Below are 25,655 nucleotides of genomic sequence, written 5' to 3' on the forward strand. Positions count from 1 at the left end.
CGGTTTCACTTTCTGTTGGATTGCCGTTTGACGTTTGATGTGACGATATTGGCGCCGCATGTGCCATTCCTTCTGAAGGGAGCTCTGCTTACAGCCGAGGCCTGTGCTCTGGCGCTGGTCGGCAGCCTAGTCATTGGATTGATCGTCGCAGCCCTAAGAACATCCTCATCGGTAATTCTCTCGCGTGCTGCCTTCGTCTATGTCGATCTGTTCCGCAACATTCCATTCATCGTTCAGCTCTTCTTCTTTTTCTACGGATTGCCGGAAGTTGGTATTTATATCGATGCGTTCACGACAGGCGTTATCGCCCTGTCGATTGCGGGCGGTGCCTTCAGCTCGGATGTCATCCGGTCCGGCATTCTGGCAATCGACACAGGGATTCTTGAAGCAGCCGAAGTGAGCGGCTTGTCGAGGCCTGTCGTATTCCGCAAAATCGTCATGCCGATTGCTTTGCGGACATCCATTCGGCCGCTCGGATCGGTTTTTATCAATCTGGTGCTGACATCGTCGATCCTTTCGACAATAACCCTCAATGAACTGACGGGCTCTGCAAAGATCGTTGCATCGGATACCTTCCGGCCATTTGAAGTCTATGCAGTGCTGCTGATCGCCTATGCAAGCTTGACCTATCTGGTTTCGCTCGCGATCGAGGCATTGCATCGCCACCTCAACCGCGACCGTATGTCGGAAGTAGCCTGATGCGGTACACCAGTTTCACCTCATACGACTTCATCTTGCTCGCACAGGGCCTTGGCGTTTCTCTCACTTTGTTCCTCGCTACAACTCTGATCGGGCTGCTCGTCGGCACGATCTGGGCGATTGTTCGATTCTATCGCGTGCCGGTACTCACTCAATTCATCACATTCTTCGCCGAGCTCCTGAAGAATTCGCCCGTTCTTGTGCAGCTTTTCCTCGTTTTCTTCGGGCTTCCTGCCTTTGCAAAAATCAACGTGACGCCGGTTGAGGCCGCCGTGATTACGCTCTCGGGCAATACCGCCGCGTTCGTCTACGTCATCGCCGTTTCAGCTATCGAGTCGATCGGCCGTGACCAGATTGAGTCAGCGCGCGTATTTGGATTGTCGCGCTGGCAGGTGCTCCGCCACGTGATCGCACCGCAGGCCCTGGCTTTTGCAGTGGGACCATTGACCGGCTTGCTCGTCAACCAGCTTCAGGTCACGTCGCTGATATCGGTAATTGGCGTGGTGGACCTGACCAAGATTGGCAACATTCTGAATCTTAGAACGCTCAAGCCTTTCATCGTCTGGACCATTGTCGGTGGGCTTTATTACATCACGGCAAAACTTGTCGCCTTCGGTGGCGCAAGACTGGAACAGCGGCTGCGTGCCCACACTACATGGAAAGGTCTGTGACATGATCAGCGCCCGGGGCGTACGCAAATCCTTTGGCTCAGCGACGGTGCTTGATGGCATCGACCTTGACGTTCATAGCGGTGAGGTCGTCTCGATCCTCGGTTCCAGCGGCTCCGGAAAATCCACACTCGTCCGTTGTATGAATGGCCTGGAAAAGCTCGACGGCGGGCGCATCACCATCGATGATTTTGATGTGTCGCGTCCGAAAGAGCTGGTTGAAGCGCGCAAACGTTCAGCAACCGTGTTTCAGCTTTTCAATCTGTATCCGCACATGACGGCGGTGCAGAATATAACGTTGGCACCGATACAGGTTTTGAAACAGTCGCGCGCGCAGGCAGAAGCGGAAGCGCGCGCCTTGCTAGACTCAGTCGGACTCGGCGCAAGAGCCGATGCCTATCCGGCACAGCTCTCCGGCGGACAGCGGCAACGCGTAGGAATTTGCCGGGCGTTGGCGATGAAGCCGCGCTATCTGCTTCTCGACGAAATCACCAGCGCTCTCGATCCAGAAATGACCGCCGAAGTGCTCAATATTCTCGCGCGTTTGGCGAAGACCGGAACAACAATGGTTTTCGTAACGCATGAGATCGAGTTTGCGCGAACAATATCCTCGCGCATCGTTTTCCTCGACAAAGGTCAACTCGTTGTGGACCTGCCTACGAGCGAATTTTTTGCAACCGATGGCGGTATGGCAAAGCCGCGCATCGCCCAGTTCCTCTCCAAGATGCGCAAAGACTGATCATGATCCTGCTGGCAAACTCCGAAGCCTGGCCTGGCTTCGACAAAACCGTCGAACTCCTCAAGCTCAATGCTTGTGGCATTGACGCCATGATTGCGGGCATCAGCGAGGTCGAACGCGAGATCAAAGTGCGCAGCGTCGGCTATGGCGGCTGGCCGAACATGCTCGGCAAAATGGAATTGGATGCGGGCGTCATGGACGGCACGACACGTGAGGTCGGGTCGGTCGGTGCCGTTCCCGATACGCTCCCCGTTGCAGCCCTGGCGCATGAAGTCATGAAGCGTTTGCCTCATGTGATGCTCACTGGCGAAGGCGCTCGGCGATTTGCAACTGAGATCGGTTTTCCTGTTGATGAAGTATTGTGCGAAGACAGCAAGCGAGTCTGGTGGGAGCGGTTAGAGAGAGAGCTTTCGACGGACGAACGCAAAGCGTTCCCCGATATTGCGCTCGCACCGCTGAGCCGAACCATTACCGATCCAGAGCGTGTTCGCGACACCACCGTTTTCCTGGCGCAGGATTTTGCCAAGGGGATTCATGCGGTAACCTCCACCTCCGGTTGGGCCTGGAAATATCCGGGCAGGCTTGGAGATTCACCCATTCCCGGTGCCGGTTTTTATGCGGACAGCCGCTACGGCGCCGCCGCCTGTACGCATACGGGTGAAATGACCATGCGGTGCGGCACAGCGCGCAGCATCGTCCTCGCCTTGCGCCTTGGCTATTCTCTCCGGGAAGCCGTCGACATGGCTATGGAAGATCTCGCTCAGTTGAAAACTGGTTTCCTTGCCGGCGTTGTCATCCATGCAATTGACGCCTGGGGGAATCATGATGTTGCAAGTTTCCAATGCCCCCAAGAGATCAAGTATTGGTTTTGGGAGCCGAAGATGGCCAATCCGGAAAAACGGATAGCCAGGAAATACGATCTACAGCACACAACATAAGGGGAAGTTCATGAAAACCATGATTGCAAAATTGACAGCGTTTGCGTTGACGGCCGCTCTGGCATTTGCCGGCACCGCTCACGCCGGAAAGATCGAAGAAATCCGCGAGCGTGGCACAGTCCGCATCGGGGTCTCACTCGGCGGCGAACCGATCGGCTTCCGTGACGACAAGAATAACCCAGTTGGGTACGACGTCGATGTCGCGACGCAGCTGGCTGCAAAGCTAGGCGTGCCCGTCGAGTTTACCGATGTGTCGGGTGATGCCCGCATTTCCATGCTCGTTTCCGGCCAGCTCGATATCGTCGTCGCCAACACCTCGGCAACACTTGAGCGCGCCAAGACAGTGGATTTTTCCATACCTTATAATCGGGCTGGCTTGCGGGTCATCGTACAAAAGGACGCCGGTATCGCATCGCTCAAAGATCTCTCGGGAAAGAAAGTCGTTGTCGGACGCGGGACAACGGGCGAAACCTTCATAAAGAAGAGCGTTCCGGACGCTGAGCTGGTCTATACCGACACATTCTCGCCGGACGGTGTGCTGCTCCTTCAACAGAAACGAGCCGATGCAGCAATCGAGGATTCCTCGCTGCTCGATTATCTTGCAACCAAGAACGAAAATCTCGTAACTCTTGAGGGACTCTACTCGAACGATCCCATTGGCATCGCTGTCGCCAAGGGTGATCCCGAATTCGTTCGCTGGCTCGACATGTTCGTCTCGGATTATATCCAGTCCGGTGCCTATGACACCAACTACAAGAAGTGGTGGGGTGAAAAGGCTAATCCGCCTGCGCTCACACCCCTCTGGTAATCGAGCGGAATGGCCGGGGTTTGCCCCGGCCATTTGCACTCAGGAACTTGAGCGCAATACAAAGTAAGTCGGAACCTGGACCAACATTCCGCCCGATTGGAAAAGTTCCGGTGTCGTCAGGAACCGCAATATCTCACTGATATAGAGGGTCTTATCATAGCCGATCGATGATATCGGATAGGCTTCATATTCGGCCAAGGTGACATCGTCGAAGCCGTAAAGTCGAAATTCCGCCGGTCTGTTTTCTGGAAACACGCTCCTGTGCACATCGAGCACGCCCATGGCCATTGCATCCGATGTGCAAAAGACAGCATCCGATTTTTGCCATTCCGGAGATGCGGCAACACGGCGGCCGCTTTGATAGGAATAATCGCCTCGCATTTCCGCTATCAATGAAATTGCATTGCGTTGCATCTCTGACTTGTAATGACCGATGCGTGCCTGCTCGACGGGAGACGCGGCCCGGCCCGTTATGAGCGTAGCCGTTCGTACGCCCTTCCTGGCTGCGTCGGAAACCGCTTCAGCAATGCCGGTCAGTTCATCCGGAATGATGGCTGGTGCGCCGCCATCCCGCATACCGTTGAGCATCAGCACGCTGTCGTTGCGGAACATTTTGCGTACCGTTGCGGCGTTGGCGAAATCCGAAAAAACGAGAGCCGCATCGACATGATAGGCAATGCCGCTGCGCAGGAATTCTTCAATACGTTCTGAAGACCCCACCCGCACGAAAATCACTTGCTTGCCAATCGACTGGATTTCGCTGATCAGGAGATCGAAAAGATCGAGATCGGAAAGATCATGGATGTGGTTGACGACAACTGCCACGAGATTGACGGTCTTTGTGGTGAGGCTGCGCGCCAGAAGGTTAGGCTTGTAACCGAGCTCCTGTGCCGCTTGCAGTACCCGCTCACGCTTATCGGCAGAAACAGGTCTAGGCTCGCTTGACAGTGCACGCGATGCAATCGCGCGAGAAACACCGGCGAGTTCGGCAACGTCTGCAATTGTCGGCTGCCCGAGGCGTTTGCGAGATTCAATCATGGGCATCCTTTACACCAGGTCGGCGTTCCCATGTTTGCTCAAGCCAGGCACAAGCGAAAAGGAAGCGAACCAGCCCATGCTTACCCGCTTCGTCACTCAAGGTTCAATGATAAAGTATGGGCGCCCTTGATAGGCGCCCAATTGTACGAATGCTATCCAGGCTTGGCCATGTGCATCTGGCGCGCTTCCTGGGCGTTCAGGCGTGCAAGCGTCGTGCTCGCCCATTCCCAATCTGGTGCTAGCTCCGTGCTTCTGAGCGCGGCTTCGATCGCCTTTGCACGCTGTCCGTGGATCTCGTGAAGTTGAGATCGCAGGATGTAAACTTCCGCCCGCTGCCGTGCATGGAATAGTGTCTCCAGAAGCCTGTCCGTCGCGACCAGTCCCTGCTCAGGATCGGTCTTGCTGCGCACGCGGAGATTGGCGAGCTTGAGAAGCGGCCATGTCCAATCAGGCTTGGCATCGGCCGCCTGCACGAAGGCTTCGGCGGCATCTTCCGTATTGTCCAATGCCTCGTGACAACGCCCCAGCAACTGCCAAGCATCAGACGAGTCGGGACGGCGAATGAGGTACTCTCGTAGGGAATCGATGCAAGGGGCAAATTTCTGCTGTCGGTAAAACACCTGCGCCAGCTGGTAATTCCACCAGTCCACACTCCTATCAAGCTCAATCGCTTTGCGTAGCTCGGTCTCCGCCTGCTCGGGACGTTCCAATCGCATCAGGGTTAAGGCGAGTTGATGTCGTGCACGGGCATTCCAGGGCTCAGCCTTGACGGCGCGCTCCGCAAAGACTCGCGCCTCGTCGAGCCGCTCACCCAAGCGCGAAAGTTCAACGGAGATCATGTGATGCGCTTCAGGATTATCCGGATGGCGTTTTTTCAGATCTGCAATAAGATCGGAATGAATGGATTTGCCGCTGTGCGCACAAAGCAGGGCTTCGTAGACCCGCCGCACGGGGAAAACGCCAAGATCAATCGTCGCAGTTTGCGTTTTCACGTGTGCCAGGTCTTCCTGTGACAAGAGCTTGAGCTTGGTCCGAACGACTGACGCATAGCTGAATGTTGGTGTGTCCACAGGAGGATCAATAAGAAAACGTTCGACAAATTGTGAAAGTACGACGTCGGGCTGGTAGGCCTCGATCAATTCGCGATCAAAGGTCTTACCGTAGACATAGACCAGCGTGCTGAAACTCTCCTTGAGAAAAGGCAGCAGGTTGCCCCCAAAAGAATCGCCAAACATGACGCAACGGGGCAATGTTGCATCCTTGTTGACGAAAACCCTGATCCTTCCGCGGTTCGGTATCCGATTGTCGAAGGCAAGCTTACCGCCCGCATTCTCGATACGTGCTGACAATGTGGGAGCTGACACTGGCGGTTCAAACTTTATGCCGAGATCTCCAACATAGGGAACTTCTTCGAAATCCACGTGCGAACGTTCAACACGCAGCGGCTCGATACCGCAATCCGACAAGCCCCTGCAAAAAGCCTGATAACCAATATAGGCACCGAACCCGCTCCAATGGGTATCGGTCTTCGGATAAACCAACCCCTCAGCCTTCCCTGCGCGGATGGCGTCGAGCGGATAGATGATTTTTCGTGCACGTTCGGGGCCAAGTGCCGCCATAATCTGATGGATAGGGCGTTGGTCGGCAATTTCCACCCAGTCGGGAAGCTGCTCTGAATAAACAAGCTCCTTGTTGGGAGCGACGAATACCAAATGCTGCGCCCCGATCGAGGCCACGTATTCATCGCGTTCCGCAATCAGTTTGCGCCAGGCATCGAGGCCCCGTACATCCAGAACGTGGCGGCCAGTAATCTGATCGATGACCCGATTTGAATCATGATCAAGAAAGATCCATCCATCCTTGCCGAGGAGATATTTCTTGCTCTTGTCGGCACGTGATGTCGAAACGAAATCATCGTTCATGAACACCTCCAAATTGGCACGTTTTGCCATTCGATATTTTGAAAGACACGAATGTTTCGAATGGAGGTCGCCGCTCCATCTACGTCTCCATCATCTCTTCCAGCGAAAGCAGCTACAGCATTGCTAAAGAGCACCTGCGCCGGCGTATGGGCGAACGTGTTGTCCACTTCGTAAATTTTCTTGTCGTCAAAGAAGAACTGGAACCGATCCTCGCTCCACAACATGCCATAGCGATGGAACGCATCGGCCAGTTTCAGGCGTGGCCGATAGGTCTTCGAGAAGACCTCCCGATCGGGAAGCCAGCGCCGTGCCGTGACCTGCACCGCATTGGGATACTTGGCCTCAGCGACGTCAAGTTCAAAACGCGTATCGCCTTCGGTCTCGCGAACGGATGTGAGCCAGAACGCATTGTTGACCCCTGGTTCGTTGGCGATCCTCATCTCGCACTCGAAATAGCCGTAGCACTGACGGAAGTCGCGTGTCCGTACATACCCACCGGTAAACGGCCGCTTTCCATCAATGTTGCGCGCATTCCGACCAAGTTTGAGTGACATGCCACCGCCCGAAATGGTCACATTCCCAGGCAAGCGAACCGTCTTGGTTTCTCCGCCACTGTCATTGACCCTGACCCACCGTGCGTCAAAGCCGGCATTGTCGGTAAAATTGTCGCTAAACGACAGCTGCCATTTGCCGTCTTCACGCCTTAGAGGTGCGGGAAGGTCCGAACACAGCGCATACGCAAGTCCGGGCCGGGCGAGCAATCCAGCCGACGCTACCCCGAAACCTGCAAGGCTCAGAAATGAACGTCGACTGAATCGCGCGGGGGGTTGCGTCATACGGCGACCTTTGCCGGAGCCTCCTGCTTGCTGTTAACGCTGCGCAGGGTGGTTTCAAGATTCCAAGCGCGGTTGCGTAGGGTCTCGACCTCTCCCGTCATGAAATCGATCTCGCTGCGGAACCAGGACACGGCTTCGTGTATGTTATGCGGCACCTGAACCAGATTGGGAGCTGATAGCGGCTTGTCGGCCGGTGCAGCAACGGGTTTTGGCAATACGTGGTTGAGCTTGTTCTCGGTCAGGAAGCGATGATACTCGGCGTAGTTGATCCGATAGATGTGCTGTACCTTCGAGAAATCCGCACGCTCGAGCAACTTCTCAAGATTGATCGGCAAATAATCTTCGATCTCGATTGACGGGATGGCGAACAGCGAGGCCAACTCCCGAATGCGTGAATCATATGTGAAGAAAATTGCAGGGATTCCCTGATGTAGCGCGATCACGTTGCCATGCAGGCGGAAGCCAACCATCACATCCACATTGGCAGCTGCATCAGCAGCCCATTCCTCGATATCGAAGAAGGCACTCATGCGGTTGTTGAGCATCTCCTCAGCTTCGGTATGACCGAGCAAATTGAACTTGGTGAGGATTGCCTTGATGTTGTCCTGCTTTTCCTTACCCGAAGAGAAGATCGCAAGGGTTTCCTCGCGTTCGCCCTGCGAATAAAGTTTGCTTGACGGACGCTTGGCGACCGCATCGATCAGCGCGCGCTGCATACGGTTGGTCTTCGTTGCGTTGCTCGCATAATCGGCAGAAAGGTATTTATTGAGCGTAAGTCCGATCCGCGCCTGGGCAGGGTCGATTGACTTGATAGTGATAGAGGGCTTCAGTGAGCGGTAAAAGCTCGGGCAGCCGATAACACGCACGTTCTTGATGCCGAGATCGTTGAATATCTCTGCGCTGTAGAAACCGCGCACGCCAATCGTCTCGCACTTATCCGCGATGATTTTCCAAGCTTCGACTGTCCCTTTGGGGACGTTCAGCTTCTTATACTTGCCGGCCTGTGCACCAACACCGATCGCCACAACGGGACCTTTCAATTTCTTGAGCAAGGGCACTACATGGGCGAGATCGACGGTTTCGGTCAGGTAATTCGAACCGCGGACGACAGTGGCATCATAGGTTCCGTCCTGCGGCCAGAGTTTCTCATTGCCCGCATGGGAGAACTGCACGTTGCGGATATCGTCATAGGCGAGCGCCTTAAGTGTCGCGTCGTAGACGAGAACGTCGCCTGTATTGATGCCGCCTTTATTGAAGGCTGCGAGCGGATCCTCGAACTTCAAATAGGCGGATTTGTTGCCAGGTTTTACCGCAGCACCACCATTTAGAACAAAAAGTTTCTTCATCGCTAGTCCCTCAAATTATTCATGTTGACTGATCCGGCAGCAGCTAACTGCAGCTGCCTGATTTCGGAAATTTCGTCACGTTCCCTTGGTCCTGCCTCTCGGAAAAGCCGCTCCGCTGTCTGCGGACGATCAGGAGAAACCGAAGGAGATGTTTGTTCTACAAGCTTCAAACCAGCTCCCGGGGAACGGGTGGAAAGACGGTCTGGAAACCAGGCCATCAACTGCTGTACCAAGGGTTCGACGCTGCGATCCCATGCTAGCGAAGCGCCGCGCTCGGCTGCGGCTTCAGACAGACGGCGAAGCGCAGCCGAATCTTCGGCCAATGCCGCAATCATTTCGGTCATTTCGCTGATGATCACATTGTCGTCCGTCGATTCAATCAGCAGCCCGTCAACGCCATGCTCAATCAACTCGCCGACAGCACCGACGGCGGTTGCGATTGGCACGCAGCCAAGACGTTGCGCCTCGATTATGGTCAACGGCGCACCTTCCCAGCGCGACGGCAACACCACCACGTCGGCCCAGGCAAATGCTTTATTCAGATGGCGGCTTGAATAGACTGGCGCATCAACATGAACACCGATTTCGGCAAAGCGTTCTTTCCAGGAGCCGCCCGCTCCAGTGTCCATGACGTCGCTACCAATGATCTTCCACTCGATCGGCACTGACTGTTGCCGCAAATCCCGAACCGTAGCGAACAATCTCTCGATACCTTTTTGCGCATCGAGACGTCCGAGAAAGAGAACATTGAGCTTGTCCTTCTGCGTCCGGCTGCGCCGGATAGATAGCAGTCCGTCGCGTTCCTTGGAAGATAACGCATAGCTAGCGGCATTCTGAATATGCATGAGTTTGGCAGATGGAACGCCCATGGCGTGCAGCCATTCCGCCATATCATTGGAGCAAGTCAGGATAGTGTCATAGACATGTTCGAACGCGAGAGAGAGATAGGGGTGTCCGGCGTCACGGCCCATTTTCGATTTGTCGAGCACATGTACGTAATTCAGTACCTTGACGCCGCGGCGGCGCAGATCACCCAGCACCGCATTCACTGGAGCCACATGGTTATTGATAACCACGTCGAGTCCGGCAAGAAAGCCCATGATTTGTTCGGCTCTTGCAGCCTCGTCATGGCCCATCATCAGGTCATGACCGGCAAACTGGTGGGGACCTCCCCAAAGCGGATAATCGTCCGCCAGGAAATTGATAGTCTTGAAGACCCCATCATTCTCGGGAACCCGATTATAAACCGGTTTTCCCAGAAGAAAGAGATGTACTTCGCAGCCTGTACCCTTGAGGGCCTGGGCTACTGCATAGGCGACTTTTTCTACGCCACCGAAACTCGCTATTGGCAAGAGGAAGCCAACTCGGAGCGGATTCGAGGCTTGCGTCAGCCTTGGCATAACGGGTCTTGCCGCCACAGCATGCCGCAGCAGCTCAAAATACCGGTTGCGATTTGGGAAATAAACCGACCGCCATATCCACCGGTTCCCGGATTGCGACCGATATCCGGAATCCCGCAAAGCGCCAAGCGTGGCAAGAAGCGCGTTCGTCGGCGATAGGGCTGTGCTCTGCATCTCCCGCGCAGTGAATGGTCCACTGACGACAATCTCGATCACATTGGGAGCGGGAACCGGCTTGTGAAGTGATCGGGTCCAATCATCGGATACGTCGTCGGCACAGGTCGAAAAGATATCAAGCGTACACATCCAGCCGAAAGGTTTATCGGCAAGGGGTTCCGCCTCACCAATCTTGCGTATGTCGATGCCGATCTTTGAATTGCTCCGCTCAAAACGAATGGCGACAAAATGGTGCTTTTGAGAAAATTTCTCGCCAAGCCAGAGCAGATTATGGATGAGACCGAGCCGGGTCAGAGCCTCTCGATGGGCTGCTGTCATCCAGAGCAAGAAGGGGGGGACGCCGAAAGTTTCCGGTTCGGCCTTCGCCGCCCAGAAGCGCGTCACAAAATCCTCCAGAGTGCATTTGGCGTGCTCGACTGTCGGATCCGTGAACAGATCAACCGCATAAGTGCCCATGCCAATGGCTGCGTAACGCGGCGCTTCCTGATGTTCCCAGGCGAGGAGGGTTTCGGCGGCGAAGAGTTGTTTATGCTTCTGGCGGATATAGGTCAGAATGCCTTCACGGGTGCGGTTTGAATCGCGAAGCATACTCTCGGCACGTTGCCGGTACTCGAACCCGAAGAAAGGATAGTTTGCACCGAGGAAGCCACGTCCGATCGCCTGGAGCCAGAAATCCCAATCCTCGAATCCGGACTTCATGCTCTCGTCGAAGCGAATGCCGGCATCAAGCATGCGTCGAGAAACCAGACTACCCGCTTCACAGATATTGTCGAAAGTCAGATGCAAAAGACGCGAGTATTGCGTCGTATAGTTTCCATTCCATTCGATGCCAAACTTGTCGATATTTGGGTAGATCCAGTCAACCTTGTCGTCCGACTTCATGAATTCGAGAATATCGCGGATCGCCGTGGGCGTAATGCGATTGTCGGCATCCAGGAAATAGACAGCCTCGAGATCCGGGAAATTACGCAAGGCGAATTCAATTCCGTAATTGCGTGCCGAGCTCAGTCCCCCATTGGCTTTACGCAAGTAAAAAACGTTTGGATGGGCCAGCGCATAGGTTCGACCGATCTCACCTGTTTCAGGGAATGGGCACCCGTCATCGACGATCACGGCAGCAATGTCGAAAGGCGCTTCCTGAGCCAAAGCGGATTCGAGGGCTTCTGCAAGCAACACCGAATGCTTGTATGCGGGAATAAGGATAGCAACCTTCGGCGAGAATGAATGTACTCCATCATCCTCGGACGGTGGCGTGGCCGTGACCTGTTCCAGAAGATGTTTGACTTGGTCCAGCATGAGACGTTACCCGTTGACCATGAGGCTGATGTCGCGAAATTTCGCCCAAGCGAAGCTGTTGTCACCCGGAGTTTTCATCCTCGTCGCAAAATAGATGTTCTGCCATACACCGACTTGTTCGGTGATGAAGGCATTGAGACGCGGTTCTTCACCATGAGCGACGCTTGACCAACCCGAGAATGCCTCTCCGGCACCCGCTACGCGCGCTTCTTCGAAAAGCTGACGGGCACTATCGAGATCCCCGGCAATAGCGAGCGCGAAATCAACATCCTGCGATGCATCGTTATCAATAACGGCAGTTGACGAGATCCGCAGGATTCGAGGCGGGCAAGCGGCCGGGAGCCGGCCGATCGTTATCCCGGTTGCTGGCGGATGACAACCTATGGCCTTTTCCTCCGGCAACGGCAGAATTGCTGCGAATTCGAATGAAATTTCCTCGGTATTGGCCAAAGCCGCGAGATCCAGAATGCCGGGCGCTATCGGCATTTCCCTGAAGCCCCCATCGCTCGCCTGACGGGATTGAGCCGGCAAATAATTCGCCCAGCTCGGGAGCAGCACGCCAGGCATTCCGCACCAGATCTGCATTGCAAGGCTGTTTTTCAACAATGGTGTGTCGTTCGCAGAATCGCGGACCTGAAACATCTCCAACGGCTGAAGCCCGCCCAGCGACAAGAGGGGCATTTCATCATCCATGCCCTCAATATGCAGTTGCAAATTCAATGTCCGTCGCAGTCCGGCGAGCGTGCGTGATAGGCCCAGATAATTCCATCCCTGACCAAGCTTCGAGAGGGGAACAACCCAGCTTTCGACGACCTGCCTGTCTTCAAGAGTAACGAGCTCAGCGTGCAAAGTGGCATCATCGCGACGAGCCAGGCGCTCAAAATGGATCGCGATCGCGCTCACACCGGCACTGGCGACAGGCAGTATCTGGGATACTCCCTCAAAGGAGGCATCGGCCAAAACGTTGGACCGGGATGAGCTGCTGACCGGCTCATTCGAGAAGACCAGGTCGAAGGGCTGCAAGCCTTGCCGATCGACAAAGCTTTCGATCGTGGCGAAACGGTTCTGTAGATTGTCGTTCAAGGTGCGCAGAGCCAGCAATTCGCGGTTGGACTGAGCAATTCTCTTGGCGTCAGATACCAACAAGCCGGAAAGCTTCTGGATAATGAGACCTGTTGTCTCGATCTCCCTACCTGAATGCCATTCGAAGATCGCAGGGTGGTCGGCAATGCCGCGATCTCGCAGCCAATCGAGCAGACGTTTTTCCCGACCCCTATGGGCAGGATTGATAAGGATAGCGAGCGTGCATAGCGGAGCTTCATGCACTTCAAACTTTTGGCCCGAGGCATCGGACAGCATGGCCGCGTCATCCTTCACGCCGTCAAAACCCAATATTTTGACAGCATTCGACAGACCTTGGGGAAGCTCGTCATGGTCTATTCCCATGCGAAGCAAGATAGGTTCCTTCAGTAAATCAATTTCTCTAGGAGATTTCGTAGCCGGTGAGAGCTTATACGAAGTCTGAAGTGTCATTTCCTATTTCCCTGGCCAATCCATTGTCGCAGAACAGCGTTACTAATGAAATATAATGGCAACTTCATGAAGCTTGTCAAACATTTCTATTGCAGTGCAACAATAAAAATATTTTGCCTATTTAATAATATTCTACAATCAATGTGATCGTATTCTTGATATAACTTGCAGACAGTTTACCCGCAATTTACTTCAAAATTTGAACTATATGTTTTACTCGACAAAAATTGCGTCGCGACCGGCGTGTAGGCAAAAATAAGCATCCAGCGCCGGCGATATCTGAATTCGCCGGCGTTGCCTTCAGTTGACGGAGCAGACACGGTTGCTCAAACCTGTTGATCCGGTCTCGCTTCAATTATACGGCAATGCGTTCATCCAGTTCGGCGTCACGCCGGATGACCTGCAATTGACGCTCCCATGCCAGCGCATCGCCAACGATCAGATCAAGATCGGCTCGCTGGGGCGTGAAACCAAATTCATTCCGGACACGTTCGTTGCCGGCCACCAAAACGGCCGGGTCACCAGCCCGGCGCGGCGCCGTGCGTACCGGAAAATCAACACCTGACACGCGCTTCACGGCATCGATGATCTCAAGCACCGAATAGCCATACCCGTAACCGCAATTGGCTGCCGTACTCTTGCCGCCTGCTTCGAGATAGTTCAACGCACTGAGGTGTGCCTGAGCTAGATCGCTGACGTGGATATAATCTCGAATGCAGGTCCCATCAGCTGTCGGATAATCTGTGCCATAGACCTCGATATGCGAACGCTCGCCGGTTGCAGCCTGACTGGCAATCTTGATCAGGTGAGTTGCGCGCGGGAAGGACTGGCCGGAACGCAATTGCGGATCGGCTCCTGCCACATTGAAATAGCGCAGCGCTACATAATTGAAGTCGGGATGAGCGACAGCGCCATCGCGCAACATCCATTCCGTCATCAATTTTGACGTGCCGTAAGGGGAGATGGGCTGGTGAGGCATATCTTCCGTGATGGGCGTCTTTTCCGGTTCGCCGTAGACAGCTGCCGTCGAGGAGAAGATGAAATGCTTTATTCCCTCGGCAACCGCTGTTTCGATTAGCGCGCGCGATTGCACCGTGTTGTTGCGATAGTAGAAGAGTGGATCGCGTACGGAATCGGGTACAACGATCGAGCCGGCAAAATGCAAGATCGCCGTGACATTGTGTCGACGGATCAGATCACGCACAAGCACCTGATCTCCGATGTCACCTTGGATGAAAGGAACGTCGTCGGGCACAAGCCAGGCAAAACCACAGCTCAAATCATCGAGGACTATAACGGATCTGCCTGCATCTTTGAGTGCGAGCACCATGTGGCTGCCTATATAGCCTGCACCACCTGTAACGAGAACTGTCATGGGGAAACTCCTGCAACGCTGTTGGGGGGATTGTTTGTAAGAAGATGGTTTTTGCCAATTAACGAATTTTGCTTAGGTTTTCCTCCCTGTCGCTCTGAATTCCTCCCATGAAAATAGACTGACACTAAGCCGTTGGATTCAGGCAACCCGACGAACCGAAGCCGGCGCCTGCTTTCCTGTCTCGAGCATCTTGTGATCGACACCATTCTCGGTGAGAAACCGGTGCATTTCCCCGTAAGCTCCATACCAGGCGCGATTGTATTTATCGAACAACGACTGATCCCAGTAATCTTCCAGTCGGAATGGCTTGTCACCGAATACGTCGAAGCTTGGAATCTGATAGGTTTCGGCAAACTCGACCGTGCGGCTGTCGTAAGTGAAATAGATCGACGGCACGCCATTGGCCAAGGCCATAAGATTGCCGTGCAGGCGATATCCGAGGACTAGATCCTTGGATTGTACCAGCCTTTCATAATCGGCAACGACATCAGAATAGAACATGCGTTCGCGGTAGAGTTTTTCGACTGTTTCATCGAGGTACCAATCGGAAGCCCATTGGTTTGCCTTCAGCGCAGCAATTGCTTCTTCCTTTTGCTCGTCAGTGCCAAAGACCAGCTTCTTTTCTTCGACCTCACCCTGTGCCATCAGCGTAGCGTCAAAGCGGCTGGCCATTTCCTTCACGAGATCACGGTGAAACGTGAGATAGCGCTCGATATTCTGAGCGTAAGTCGGCGATACTTCCCGGCGAATGGTGATCCCGACATTCCGCACGTTATCGAGCGCTGGCAATTTTACTCTCATATCCGGATCGTTGCGGCGGAAAGCCGTGGGACAACCGATAATACGCACATTGTGAATGCCAATATCGCCGAGGACCTGGGCCGAATATGCCCCACGCACGCCAACCGATACGGTGGAATCAGCGATGACGCGGAGCACAGTCTTGGTCTCTTCTGAAAGTTCCAGCTGCCCCTTGACCGGCGCCTGAGCGCCGATACCAAAGGCGATGACTGGCAGACCAAGTCGCTTGAGGACAGGGATCGCATCGCTCCAATCCATGTGCTGGTGGACATAGTTGGAGCCGCGCAGGATCACATAATCATATTCCTCGCGCAGGCGATCGATGTACTCCATCTTCGGGTTCACGATGGGCAAATCCGAGAGCTTGTCGTAGTTCATCAATTTCAACGACGAGTCGAAGACGAACGCGTCGCCGATATTGTGGTAGTGATTAATATTGCCCTGCACATTGCCGTACTGGTACCAACGAACATTGTCGTGATCGTAAACTTCGCCGGATGGGATCATTACGAGTACACGTGCCATGAGGTCTTCCTTCTTGTGGCGGTATAAGCTGAGAGGTTCAGCTTGCTTGCGAGAGAACGGCGTCCGTTCTCGCGGCGATGTTGAGCGGCTGGCGCCGATTGGATTTCAGCAAGTCGCTATAGAGAGCAAGGTGTTCTTCAGCGCAGTCGATGTAGTTTGTTGGCTGACGGATATCGTGATGCAGCCTATCCCAGATGAGGGGATCACTCAGCACTTCGGTGAAGCGGTCGGCAAGGTCCTCGGCACTGCGCACACGGAAATGCAGGCCGTCCTGGCCATCGCGTACCTTTTCGGCCATCCCACCGATGTTGGAACAGATGATTGGCCGGCGATGGTGCAGGGCTTCCTGAATGACGATCGGCGAGTTTTCCCACCAGATCGAAGGCATCACCACCCAATCGACCGATTGCATAAGGCGGGGCATTTCCGCATTCTGATAGGCGCCATAGAATCTTACGCGCGGGCCAGCTTCCTCGATCAACTTTTCCATGCGGTCCTGAAAATCGCGTGGTTGTTTCTCGAGATTGCCGCCAAATATCATCAAGCGGGAATCCTCACCCCACGTTTCCTCCGGCACGCGAGACACGGCGTCAATCAGAACGTCGATGCCCTTGAAAGGTGTCATCTGCCCAAAATAGGCGAAACGGTTGCGACGCGGTTTCGGTCCCGTGAGTTCGCGCGGGGGTGTTAGGCTGTCGATGGAAATCCCATTCTCCATCACACTGAGTTTGTTAGGATCGAGACCCCATTCTGCGTATTTCCGGGCCAGAAAGACACTTGGCGCAACGAATGCATCAGCAAGTTCAAGCATACCACGCACAAACCGCTCGCGTTTCAGAAAGCGAGCCGGCGGAATATCGGGGAAGCAGGCATGGCAATCGATCGGCGAGGCCTCATTGCAGAGTTTCGCCGAACCGGCTTTTACCATCTGACCGTCATTATTGCAGATCGACAGATACTCATGGAAAGTCACCAGAATGGCTGTGTCCGGCAACGCTTCGCGAATGGCGTAGAGAGTCTCAAGACCAAGGCCAAGCACATGGTGGAAATGCACGACATGCGGATTAAAATCCCCGACAAAGCGCAAAAGGTCACGGCGGATTTCATCCGTGTTCTTGTTCGACAAATAGAAATGATCGTATTCGTCCGCATGGAAGAGGATTTCATCGCTACTACGGCGTAGGCTCATCAGAGCTGTCGTGCCATGGCGCGGGATCGGATGCCCCGCGCGTGCGAGATACACGGACTGAACGCCGGGCAGCGTGTTCAGTCCCTTGTGCAAATTGTACGATGCGATCTCGCCGCCGCCGAGTGAAATACTCGGATGGGCATGCGAAATCACCAGAACCCGTAGCTGTTCCGTCATGCCGGTACCTCCGTTGATGAGCTACGATCGGCTGATGGGCGATCTTTTGTGAGAATGTTTGCCCAGCGGGCATCGAATACCTGGCGATCGATTCGTTCGATGAGGGCAATCGTCGACGCCTTGTCTGACACCGAAATGTCGTCGGAACCTAGCATCTGGGCCGACGGCAGCCAATAGGACTTGAGGCCAGATTGCTTGAGCTTCAGGCCGAGATCGAGACCCTTTTCATGCGTCCCAAGATATCCGCGCGTAAATCCATTCACTGAAAACAACGCATTTCTGGGCAGGACACAGCATTCAAATGTCGCCGTGGCAACTTCCGTAGTCCCCATGCCCGTAACCGCATCTATGGGATAACCGGCATAACGGCTGATCAAGGCACGATCGGATTGTGCTCCCGCGACCCATGTTCCGGCCCATCGAATCGAGTCGTCCTCATATGCAAGGGTAGGCGACAGCACACATTCCTTGCGGGCCTCATAGGCCGCCAGCAATTTGTGAAACCAGCCTGTGTTCCTCGGCAAAAGCGAGGCAGCAAGAAAGACAACACTTTCCGTGGAGACGGCCCGTGCGCCAACCTCCAGCGCATCATAAAGATCTTCGGAACCGCTGGCCGATACCAGGCGCAGACGCAGACCGTAGAAATCAGCCAGCCTGCGCACCTGTACACCAATGCGATCGATAATCTCGGTCGCAGCGGCAATGACAATCGGCGCTCTGCGGGTTTCAGGATCAAGCGCGAGCAAGGCAAGGAGCGGCGCAATTTCTTCAACGCGCTCATCAACACCGATAATGAGCGCAGGCCCGATGGCTTCCTCAAAGGCACCCAAATCAACAACGCCAAAGATTTCAGGGGCTGGCCGGCTCACGCCCCGCAACAACGGTACCAATTGCTGATCGACAATGTGGCGAAGCGCCCAGGCATTCGGATCAATCGCGCGAATTTGCCGAACGACCGCATCACGCGATGTGAGCCGGGTCAGCGTCAGCGGCATGAAGGCGCGCCGTGCATCGCTCAAATTAAGCTCCAGATAGAATGGGGCCGTGCTGTCACCTTCCAGTTCCGGTGCGAAGGCCACAAATCCGTGCGCATGTCGGTTGGGGTCGAGCCCCGCGTTGAATGGCGGCTGGTTGTCAAATTCTCGCGTGACATCTGGACGGTCTACGCGCGTCCAGTTGCCGTCGAGTTGTGTTTCTCCGCGATGGCGGCGCAGTTTCACGGTCTCTACATGGCTGTCCGGATCGAGCAGCCAACCGGAAACGAGAATGCCACTGCCCTCAACACGAAACACATTGTCGATACCCATACGAACCGGGAATGGCAAGCTGGAAACCGTTTCCGTTCCATCAAAACGATTGGCAGCCGAACGCATACGCAGAAGGACTTCTGTTGAACTGCGCACGCGAGGCAATATGGCTCGCACATGGCTGGGTGTCTCACGCGATCCCACCATCAGCCGCCGGTCGTAGACCTCAGTAAAGCGCCAGCCCCTACGACCGCGGAAAAGGAGGCGTTCGATATCGTTTGGTTCGACCGCCTCATTCGCGAGCAACAAGCCGGCAAAACCGGACGACTGCTCGTTCAAATCCGGCCTTGCGAAGACGCTGATTGCGCATTCGGCGAGGGAAGGGGTCCTGCCGCTGATCAGCAGCCGTGTCACGGAAGGCGTCAAGTCCTGCGCCCAACCTTGTACGAATATCTCGCCCTCATCGCTTCCACCGATCAGTTCGATACAGCCGTCGGAGCGCGCACCGGCCTGCAACAACACGGTGATCGCTGAAAGCTTCTTGCGGCCAATCGGACCCGAGATCAGGCCCTCCACCAGACCATCGATAACAGCTGGCAAATTGGACCCGGCAAGATCAGTGATCATTGCGATCAAATCGCCTGTAGAGGCGGCGCGGCTGGCAAAGGCATAACGCGTCGCCTTTGCCTTATGCTGGAACATAATCGTTTTCAGCGAGCCTCGGCGCAGGATGTTGGTTGGAACAATGGCCACGAATCCGTGCGTGCCGGCGGGCGACGGTTCCTTAAGGGGCCAACTGACAAGAGTGACCTTGATGCTCATGGCGGGGTCGCCATTCAGGAAAGCCGCAACCTGTTCGGATGTCATGCTCCCAATGCCCAAGGCGAGGACAAGAGTGTCGTCGATAGGACAACCGACCACCATCTCGCCTTCCATAACCATCGGATGGCGTTCGGGAGCTTTACCGGTTCTCGTCACTGGCAGCACGTCTTTTTCATCTCGCAGCATCTAGAACCCCTCCATGACCTCAAGGAAGGACCGATATTGACACGAGCGCTCCGGCGGCAAAGCCAACCAGAACAAACAACAGCAGGAACAATGGTTTGATATCGCCGCTGGATCGCTTTTGAAAACCCTCTATGCGCTTCTCCAGCCCGGCTACAACGCCATCCAATCGCATGAGGTGAACATCGAGTTCCGTCAAACGCTGGTTGACGTCTCCGCGCAGGCCCTCAATCGAACTGCTGACATCAATAAGATCAACAGAAGAACCGCTCCCTGTCCCATCAATGACGGGAGCGGGACGTTGCAGCGAGCGCTGGCTTACCTGCAATTGGCGCTGCGCCGCCATCAACATGTCGAGTTTATCGAGAATGCGCGTCATCGGAGCCGCTATGAGCGCTTCTGCCGCCTGCTCATCGGGTTTCGGAACACGCAAGGCTTGTTCGACGCCTGCACCATTGATGGCAACGACAACCAGTTCGCCGGCCCGCATCGAAGCAAATTGAGGCAGCATGACATCGAACGCATGCCCGCCATCGCCAATTCCGCTACGCTTCAGATCAGGGCGCTCCTTGTCGGCTATCGCTTCGGCAATCGGCTTGCCATCCAGAAGCACGCGGATCGTCAGTCTTCTGCCCGGAGCGGCGGGATCGAATGCCCAACCGAACAGGCGACCATCGTCGATGGCATCAACGCGTCCCTTCGTGGGTTCGACCTTGTTAGGCTGAGCATTGTCCTGCTCGGGGATGGCATTTGGCTTGACTGGCGCCTGTGCCGACACTTGTGTCACGATCGACATAATGTACCTCTCAGGCTGCTTCAACACGAAGTGGACGCAGCGTCTCGATCAGGTCGAGATATCGTACCGCTGTCGTGTCGATTGTATCGGGGTGGCGTGCCCCAAGTGAAAGGACCTGACGCAAATCAGGATCCTCGGCGATACGCCGCATGGCAGCCGCCAGGGCCAGCGGGTCATTTGGTGGAACGGTTAGACCATTGACACCGCTCTCGATCATCTCGGCCATACCGCCAATATTGCTGGTGATCACCGGACAGTTCTGACCCTGAGCCTCCTGGATAACCAAGGGTGCATTTTCCCACCAGATGGAAGGCATGATCGCACAATCGACCGTCGCTATCAGGTCCGCGATGTCTTCCCGGCGATAGGCGCCACGTCGTTGCACATTCGGCGACGTTTCGGCAAAGAGACGATCAATGTCCGCAACGAAACTTTCACTCTGGAACGGAGCGGCGCCGTGTACACGCAATTCGAAGTCGAGACCTTCGGAAATCAGATGTTTGGCCGCTTCGAGCAGCACCGTTGTTCCCTTCCACGGGTTGAGGTTGCCAAAGTAACCAAAAACCGGCCTCGTGCGCTGTGCGCTTTCTGGCTTCTTTGCCACGGGCCGTTCAGGTTGTCCGTTTGGGATCACACTGATCAATCGTTCGCAAAGACCCCAGTCAACATAGCGCTGCTTGAGAAATTCACTCGGCGCTACAAAGCCATCTACCGCACTCAAAAGCGATTTCAGATGACGCTCCCGCAGAACGAACTTGTCCAGGGCGATATCCTTGAAACAGCTGTGGCATCGATCAGGACTCGCGCCATGGCACAATTCTTTGCTCGTTGTTCGCACCATCAATCCGTCATGATGACAGATCGGATAATAATCGTGCAACGTCATGACGATTCTGCATTCGGGCAAAGTGCGACGCACGATGTGCGGGAATTCGGCACCCAGAAGCAGCAGGTGATGCAGATGGACAATGTCAGGCCGGAAATCGCGCAGCAATTCAACGATGTCCGGCACAATGCCGTAAAGGTCGACCTGGCTCATGAAGAAGCGATCAAAATGACCCGACCACAAAAGAATTTCATCACCATTGGTGCCGATGCTCTGGAAACTTGTACCCGGTCGCGCTTCACGATGGATATGATTGGTCGCACCCAGAAACAGCGCCTCGCATCCAGCGCGCTGATAGGCGCGGAAAAGATCATGGGCAAAGATCTCGGTGCCACCCGGATGCAGAGCCGGATGGTTGTGGGCCGCGACAAGAACACGGGAGGTCATTACCTGTCCCCCTTGCACTCGGCGATGAACAAATCCTGGTAGTGATCAGCAGGAACACCGCGCCAGTGTCCAAATGATTTGGTCGTGATCGATAGGCCGGCATGCGTCAATGCATTATCCAGGAACCCATCGTCGAAGCCCACAGCTGCAAGTGGCGGCAACTCCGGAACAAACCAGCACGGCCCCTCGTCATAGCGTTGAAATCCGAGGCGTGCGTCGCGCTTGTTGAAAGGATTTTCCTGAGCCGATTGATCAACCACGAAGGAGGTCATGAACAAGCGTCCGCCAGGCGCAAGTACGCGCTCCACTTCACGCAGATAGGCGCTCACTTCCTCATCCGGCAGATGGGTGACAACCGACGTCATGATGATGAAGTCGAACTGTCTGTCATCAAAGGGGAGCACGAGCTCAAGTCCGTTGATTTCACCCTTGGGATTATAAAGGGAATGGGCGATATCCAGGTGGCGGAACTCAAAATTTGAATACGCCGAGCTGATCATCTGCTGGCACCAGTTGATACCACCGGCAACCGGATCGATCCCGCGATAACTGCCCTTTGCCGGGTCAAGATACTGGGTCAAAGGGACTGCCATGCGCCCTATACCACAGCCGATATCCAGAACGCGGCTGTCCGGCAACAAACCGCCTTTGCGAATGAAATGACCGAGAAATTCTGCGCCGACGGCTTGAAAATTACCATCGCCCACAAAAATGCTGTCTGGATCAGGGCGTGGCAAGAACCGGTTGCGCTGTACGATTTCCATCAGCCATTCGACATGATCATTATTGAACGTCGGAGTAAGTTCAGGTTGGGCTTTCTTGAGTGCAATAATCTCAGTCAAGCGGCGCTCCTTTCAGATTTTTCACCAACGAAGGGAGCGATGGTGTCGTCCACCGCTTCGTCGAGATAGGTCGTCATCAATTCGGCAATGTCATCGTTCCACCGCTTCGTGTGGAGCCACGCATTGTATTGGCTCGCCAAGCCTCGCATGTAATCGGCGCTACGGCGGATTGACCGCCGTTCAAAGTGATAGAGAGCCACGCCGGGCTCATAGGCGATTTGAAACCCGATCTGGCGAATTTTCAGGCATAGATCGCTGTCTTCATAGTCCCCGATCACGTAGTCCTCAGTGAAACCACCCACGAGATCAAAAATATCCTTGCGGGTAACGAGGCATGCACCTGTCACACCGGGTACCGTGCGAGCAATCTGAGCCGGTGAATAATCGCCGGGCATACCTTTATAGAAGTGATGGTTGAGCCAGATGCCGCGCTGATCCCTGGCAAAATAGAGCCCTGCATGCTGCAGCGAGCCATCTTCAAAGAGAAGTTTCGGTCCTACCGCACCAAGCTTTTTTTGCTCGAGCAAGGGCTTGACCAAAGCATCCAGCCAACCGGGCCCACATGGCACGACGTCGGAGTTCAACATCACTAGAATCGTGCCATTGGCAAGGCTCGCACCGGCATTGCAAGCCCGGGCATAGCCGCTGTTGCGATTCATGGTTGCCAGCTTCATGGGCAGGTCGTGCAGGATATGCAGGCCACCAAGCAGATGTTCCGTGTCATCCTGAATTTCAGGAGAATCGAGCACGAAAATAACTTCCGCATTCTTCACAAGCCACGGATCGGTTGCCATGGCCGAGAGCTGAAAACGCAGAAAATCGAGATTCCGATATAGTGGAATGACGATCGAAGCCACAGGCGCATCTGGCATCACACCATATTCCTTGATATCCGCGATCCGGACCGTCTGGCCGAGCTTTTGCTCCACCTCCTTCAAGGCAGGCGCAAGAATATTTTCGAAAACCTGCTCTCGCGCATGTTGCGGCGGGACAGCACGCAAGATGCGGTTACGCTGAGCCGCCGGTTCAAATGGCTGCAGTTGCGGTACCAGCATAGTTGTCGCACCGGATGCGAGCCGCATCTGGAAACGCGGCTGCAGCAATGGACCTAGGTTTTTGCCCTGCGGGAGCCATGCAGCAAAGCCCGTTACATCAGCGCCAAGCCCATCCTCACGCTCGCCCGTTTTGCCGGGAAACTTGTAAAAATTTGGCTGGAGCGGCAGCGCGGTTCCATTCTCGGAAAGATATTCGATCTTGGCGAGCATTGCCGCTGGATCGTGGCTCCAGCCGCCAACAAGCAGGCCCCCGTCAAGCGCGAGCGCCAGATCTATTTCAGCGGCAGGATGTGTCGGAGATTTCGCAATCTGGCGGGTTGCCAAAGGTATACGCATCTGCATATCGATAGCAGTGGCGACACCGGCGCCCGGTACTTGCGCCAACTGGCGGACAAGAAACTCTCGCAGTTCCACATCACCTTGACGCTTCCCCCACCACTTCTGGAATTCAACAGGCTGGCCATCGTTGTCAGACAATTTGCGTACGGCGACACCATTCTTGCCGGAAAGCACAAGATGGAAAGATTGTGGCAGTGGCCGTGCCGACTCGACAAGAAGGTGGCACGATTGCCAACCCTTTTTGGGTTGACTACCTACGACAAATTTTATCGGCAGCACGGTTACGGCATTGGACGTGATTGCGTAGATGGCAGTAATATCGCCGAGGTCTGGATCAACCGCCGTTTCAAGGAGATGCTGCCCATCAATGGGTTGACCGCAAAAGCGGACCTGGCGCGGCTCAGGCGTCAGCGCGAGAGTAATTTCACGGGCGACACTGGCAAAGATTTGGTTTTGCGAAAGGCGAAAAGTGCTGCGCCATGTGCTCAGAATATTGTTGAGTAGTTTGATATGTCCGGCGGCCGTCAGATTGTGGACAGCGCGATCCACATCGAAGGAGGCAAGCTCAACTGCCGGGTAAAGGGTAGCCTGCTCGGTAGGACCGAGGGCACCAGCCGAAAGAGTAAGATGGATCGGCTCATCCTTGGTCCGCATGACCCAAAGAACACGCTGGCCGCCACTCTCAAGTGGAATGTTCAAGCTTACGAGCGGAACTGGTAATTCTTTCGTTACCAAAGTGCATTTTGTCGAGGTCCGGGTCGCGCCAGGAAGATCCCAGATCACGACGGCCACATCCGCACAGAGACGCGAGATCGAGATGCTCTCTGTGTCGCCTGCAAGATCCGTCGAATGGTCGAGGCTCAATACGTTACCCTTTCATTCATATCGGAAAGAAAAACGTGCCCCGCCTGACGGCAGGGCACGCAATATTCATTATCAATGAACGACGAAGTAATCGCCCGGATGATTTGTGACCTCGTCGGCACTGACGCCAACGAGAGTGACGGAATCGCCATGACCGAGGTCGACAACAACGTTATCGCCAACCTGCGTGACACGAGATGCCAAGTCATCGGCCGAGTGAATATCCTGGCCGTTGATACCGCTGGAGATTTGGAGGATGTCTTCACCAGGGGTAAAATCAAGCACGACGTCGTTGCCGCCGCCGCCATTGAACAAGAACACATCATTACCGGCGCCACCGACGAGAACGTCATCACCTGCGCCGCCTGAAAGTAAGTCATTGCCGGCACCACCGAGAAGCACATCGCTTCCGGCATCGCCGAACAGGGTGTCAGACCCGGCGCCGCCCTGGAGAACATCTTCTCCAGCACCACCGAACAAGACATCATTTCCGTCGCCGCCGCTCAGGACGTCAGCTCCGTGTTCCCCGAAAAGAATGTCGGATCCATTGCCGCCGAAGAGGGCATCATCGCCCTTTCCACCGAACAACAGGTCGTTACCGTCATCCCCGAATATCGAGTCATCCCCTTTACCGCCCAAGACAACATCATCACCGCCATGGGCGCGGATGAAATCGTCAAAACGCGAGCCAAACAAAACGTCGTCGTAGGCGCCGCCTTCTAGAGTGGCCATCTGCTTCTCCTTCTGTCCTGCTTTGAGCTTATCGA

20 protein-coding genes are annotated in these 25,655 nt (G+C 54.9%); 5 read left to right on the forward strand and 15 right to left on the reverse strand.

Translation table 11 applies throughout. The features are described 5' to 3' along the window. The first annotated feature begins 27 nt into the window (after positions 1-27). Genes BLM14_RS23675 through BLM14_RS23695 form a run of 5 tightly spaced genes read left to right on the forward strand, consistent with a single transcriptional unit; the run spans position 28 to position 3,852 of the window. A complete protein-coding gene (locus BLM14_RS23675) occupies positions 28-699 on the forward strand; it encodes an amino acid ABC transporter permease (protein ID WP_100002325.1) in 672 nt (223 codons plus the stop codon). Next, positions 699-1,370 carry an amino acid ABC transporter permease gene (locus BLM14_RS23680; RefSeq protein WP_100002326.1) on the forward strand — a complete coding sequence of 224 codons (672 nt, stop codon included), beginning with the start codon at positions 699-701 and terminating at the stop codon, positions 1,368-1,370. The genes BLM14_RS23675 and BLM14_RS23680 overlap by 1 nt, the downstream gene beginning before the upstream one ends. A 1-nt stretch (position 1,371) precedes the next feature. Continuing rightward, positions 1,372-2,106: an amino acid ABC transporter ATP-binding protein gene (locus BLM14_RS23685; protein ID WP_100002327.1), complete on the forward strand. Its 735-nt coding sequence runs from the start codon at positions 1,372-1,374 to the stop codon at positions 2,104-2,106. 2 nt (positions 2,107-2,108) lie between these two features. Continuing rightward, positions 2,109-3,044, forward strand: a complete 936-nt coding sequence (locus tag BLM14_RS23690) for an isoaspartyl peptidase/L-asparaginase (protein WP_100002328.1) — start codon at positions 2,109-2,111, stop codon at positions 3,042-3,044. 10 nt (positions 3,045-3,054) lie between these two features. Continuing rightward, positions 3,055-3,852 carry a transporter substrate-binding domain-containing protein gene (locus BLM14_RS23695; protein WP_100002329.1) on the forward strand — a complete coding sequence of 266 codons (798 nt, stop codon included), beginning with the start codon at positions 3,055-3,057 and terminating at the stop codon, positions 3,850-3,852. A 39-nt stretch (positions 3,853-3,891) separates the two neighbouring features. On the opposite strand, the gene BLM14_RS23700 is transcribed toward BLM14_RS23695, so the two are convergent. From BLM14_RS23700 to BLM14_RS23770, 15 genes are all read right to left on the reverse strand, one after another. Continuing rightward, positions 3,892-4,890, reverse strand: coding sequence for a LacI family DNA-binding transcriptional regulator (locus tag BLM14_RS23700; RefSeq protein WP_100002895.1), 999 nt, complete (start codon positions 4,888-4,890; stop codon positions 3,892-3,894). 152 nt (positions 4,891-5,042) lie between these two features. After that, a complete protein-coding gene (locus BLM14_RS23705) occupies positions 5,043-6,812 on the reverse strand; it encodes an alginate O-acetyltransferase AlgX-related protein (protein WP_162293235.1) in 1,770 nt (589 codons plus the stop codon). Beyond that, on the reverse strand, positions 6,809-7,573 hold the full coding sequence (locus BLM14_RS23710; RefSeq protein ID WP_237143662.1) for a glycoside hydrolase family 16 protein: 765 nt from the start codon (positions 7,571-7,573) through the stop codon (positions 6,809-6,811). The genes BLM14_RS23705 and BLM14_RS23710 overlap by 4 nt, the downstream gene beginning before the upstream one ends. A 71-nt stretch (positions 7,574-7,644) precedes the next feature. Further along, on the reverse strand, positions 7,645-8,994 hold the full coding sequence (locus BLM14_RS23715; RefSeq protein ID WP_100002332.1) for a polysaccharide pyruvyl transferase family protein: 1,350 nt from the start codon (positions 8,992-8,994) through the stop codon (positions 7,645-7,647). 2 nt (positions 8,995-8,996) lie between these two features. Further along, positions 8,997-11,867 carry a glycosyltransferase gene (locus BLM14_RS23720; protein ID WP_100002333.1) on the reverse strand — a complete coding sequence of 957 codons (2,871 nt, stop codon included), beginning with the start codon at positions 11,865-11,867 and terminating at the stop codon, positions 8,997-8,999. 6 nt (positions 11,868-11,873) lie between these two features. Beyond that, on the reverse strand, positions 11,874-13,313 hold the full coding sequence (locus tag BLM14_RS23725) for a DUF6212 domain-containing protein (protein WP_237143683.1): 1,440 nt from the start codon (positions 13,311-13,313) through the stop codon (positions 11,874-11,876). A gap of 442 nt (positions 13,314-13,755) precedes the next feature. Then, positions 13,756-14,775: a UDP-glucose 4-epimerase GalE gene (galE, locus tag BLM14_RS23730; protein ID WP_100002335.1), complete on the reverse strand. Its 1,020-nt coding sequence runs from the start codon at positions 14,773-14,775 to the stop codon at positions 13,756-13,758. A gap of 138 nt (positions 14,776-14,913) precedes the next feature. Next, the gene (locus BLM14_RS23735; RefSeq protein ID WP_100002336.1) at positions 14,914-16,101 is read right to left on the reverse strand and encodes a polysaccharide pyruvyl transferase family protein; all 1,188 of its coding nucleotides are present in this window, start codon (positions 16,099-16,101) and stop codon (positions 14,914-14,916) included. A 37-nt stretch (positions 16,102-16,138) separates the two neighbouring features. Next, the gene (locus BLM14_RS23740) at positions 16,139-17,467 is read right to left on the reverse strand and encodes a glycosyltransferase family 4 protein (RefSeq protein WP_100002337.1); all 1,329 of its coding nucleotides are present in this window, start codon (positions 17,465-17,467) and stop codon (positions 16,139-16,141) included. Next, on the reverse strand, positions 17,464-19,722 hold the full coding sequence (locus BLM14_RS23745) for a hypothetical protein (protein WP_100002338.1): 2,259 nt from the start codon (positions 19,720-19,722) through the stop codon (positions 17,464-17,466). Before BLM14_RS23745 ends, BLM14_RS23740 begins: the two co-directional genes overlap by 4 nt. 19 nt (positions 19,723-19,741) lie before the next feature. Then, on the reverse strand, positions 19,742-20,515 hold the full coding sequence (locus BLM14_RS23750) for a hypothetical protein (protein WP_100002339.1): 774 nt from the start codon (positions 20,513-20,515) through the stop codon (positions 19,742-19,744). Between the two features lie 10 nt (positions 20,516-20,525). After that, on the reverse strand, positions 20,526-21,788 hold the full coding sequence (locus tag BLM14_RS23755) for a glycosyltransferase family 4 protein (protein ID WP_100002340.1): 1,263 nt from the start codon (positions 21,786-21,788) through the stop codon (positions 20,526-20,528). Next, entirely contained in the window at positions 21,788-22,630 is an 843-nt protein-coding gene (locus BLM14_RS23760; protein WP_237143663.1) for a class I SAM-dependent methyltransferase, read from the reverse strand. Before BLM14_RS23760 ends, BLM14_RS23755 begins: the two co-directional genes overlap by 1 nt. After that, positions 22,627-24,888, reverse strand: coding sequence for a glycosyltransferase family 2 protein (locus BLM14_RS23765; protein WP_100002341.1), 2,262 nt, complete (start codon positions 24,886-24,888; stop codon positions 22,627-22,629). Before BLM14_RS23765 ends, BLM14_RS23760 begins: the two co-directional genes overlap by 4 nt. Before the next feature lie 72 nt (positions 24,889-24,960). Next, positions 24,961-25,620: a calcium-binding protein gene (locus tag BLM14_RS23770; RefSeq protein WP_100002897.1), complete on the reverse strand. Its 660-nt coding sequence runs from the start codon at positions 25,618-25,620 to the stop codon at positions 24,961-24,963. Positions 25,621-25,655 lie beyond the last annotated feature (35 nt).

The organism is Phyllobacterium zundukense (assembly GCF_002764115.1).
GTDB lineage: Bacteria > Pseudomonadota > Alphaproteobacteria > Rhizobiales > Rhizobiaceae > Phyllobacterium > Phyllobacterium zundukense.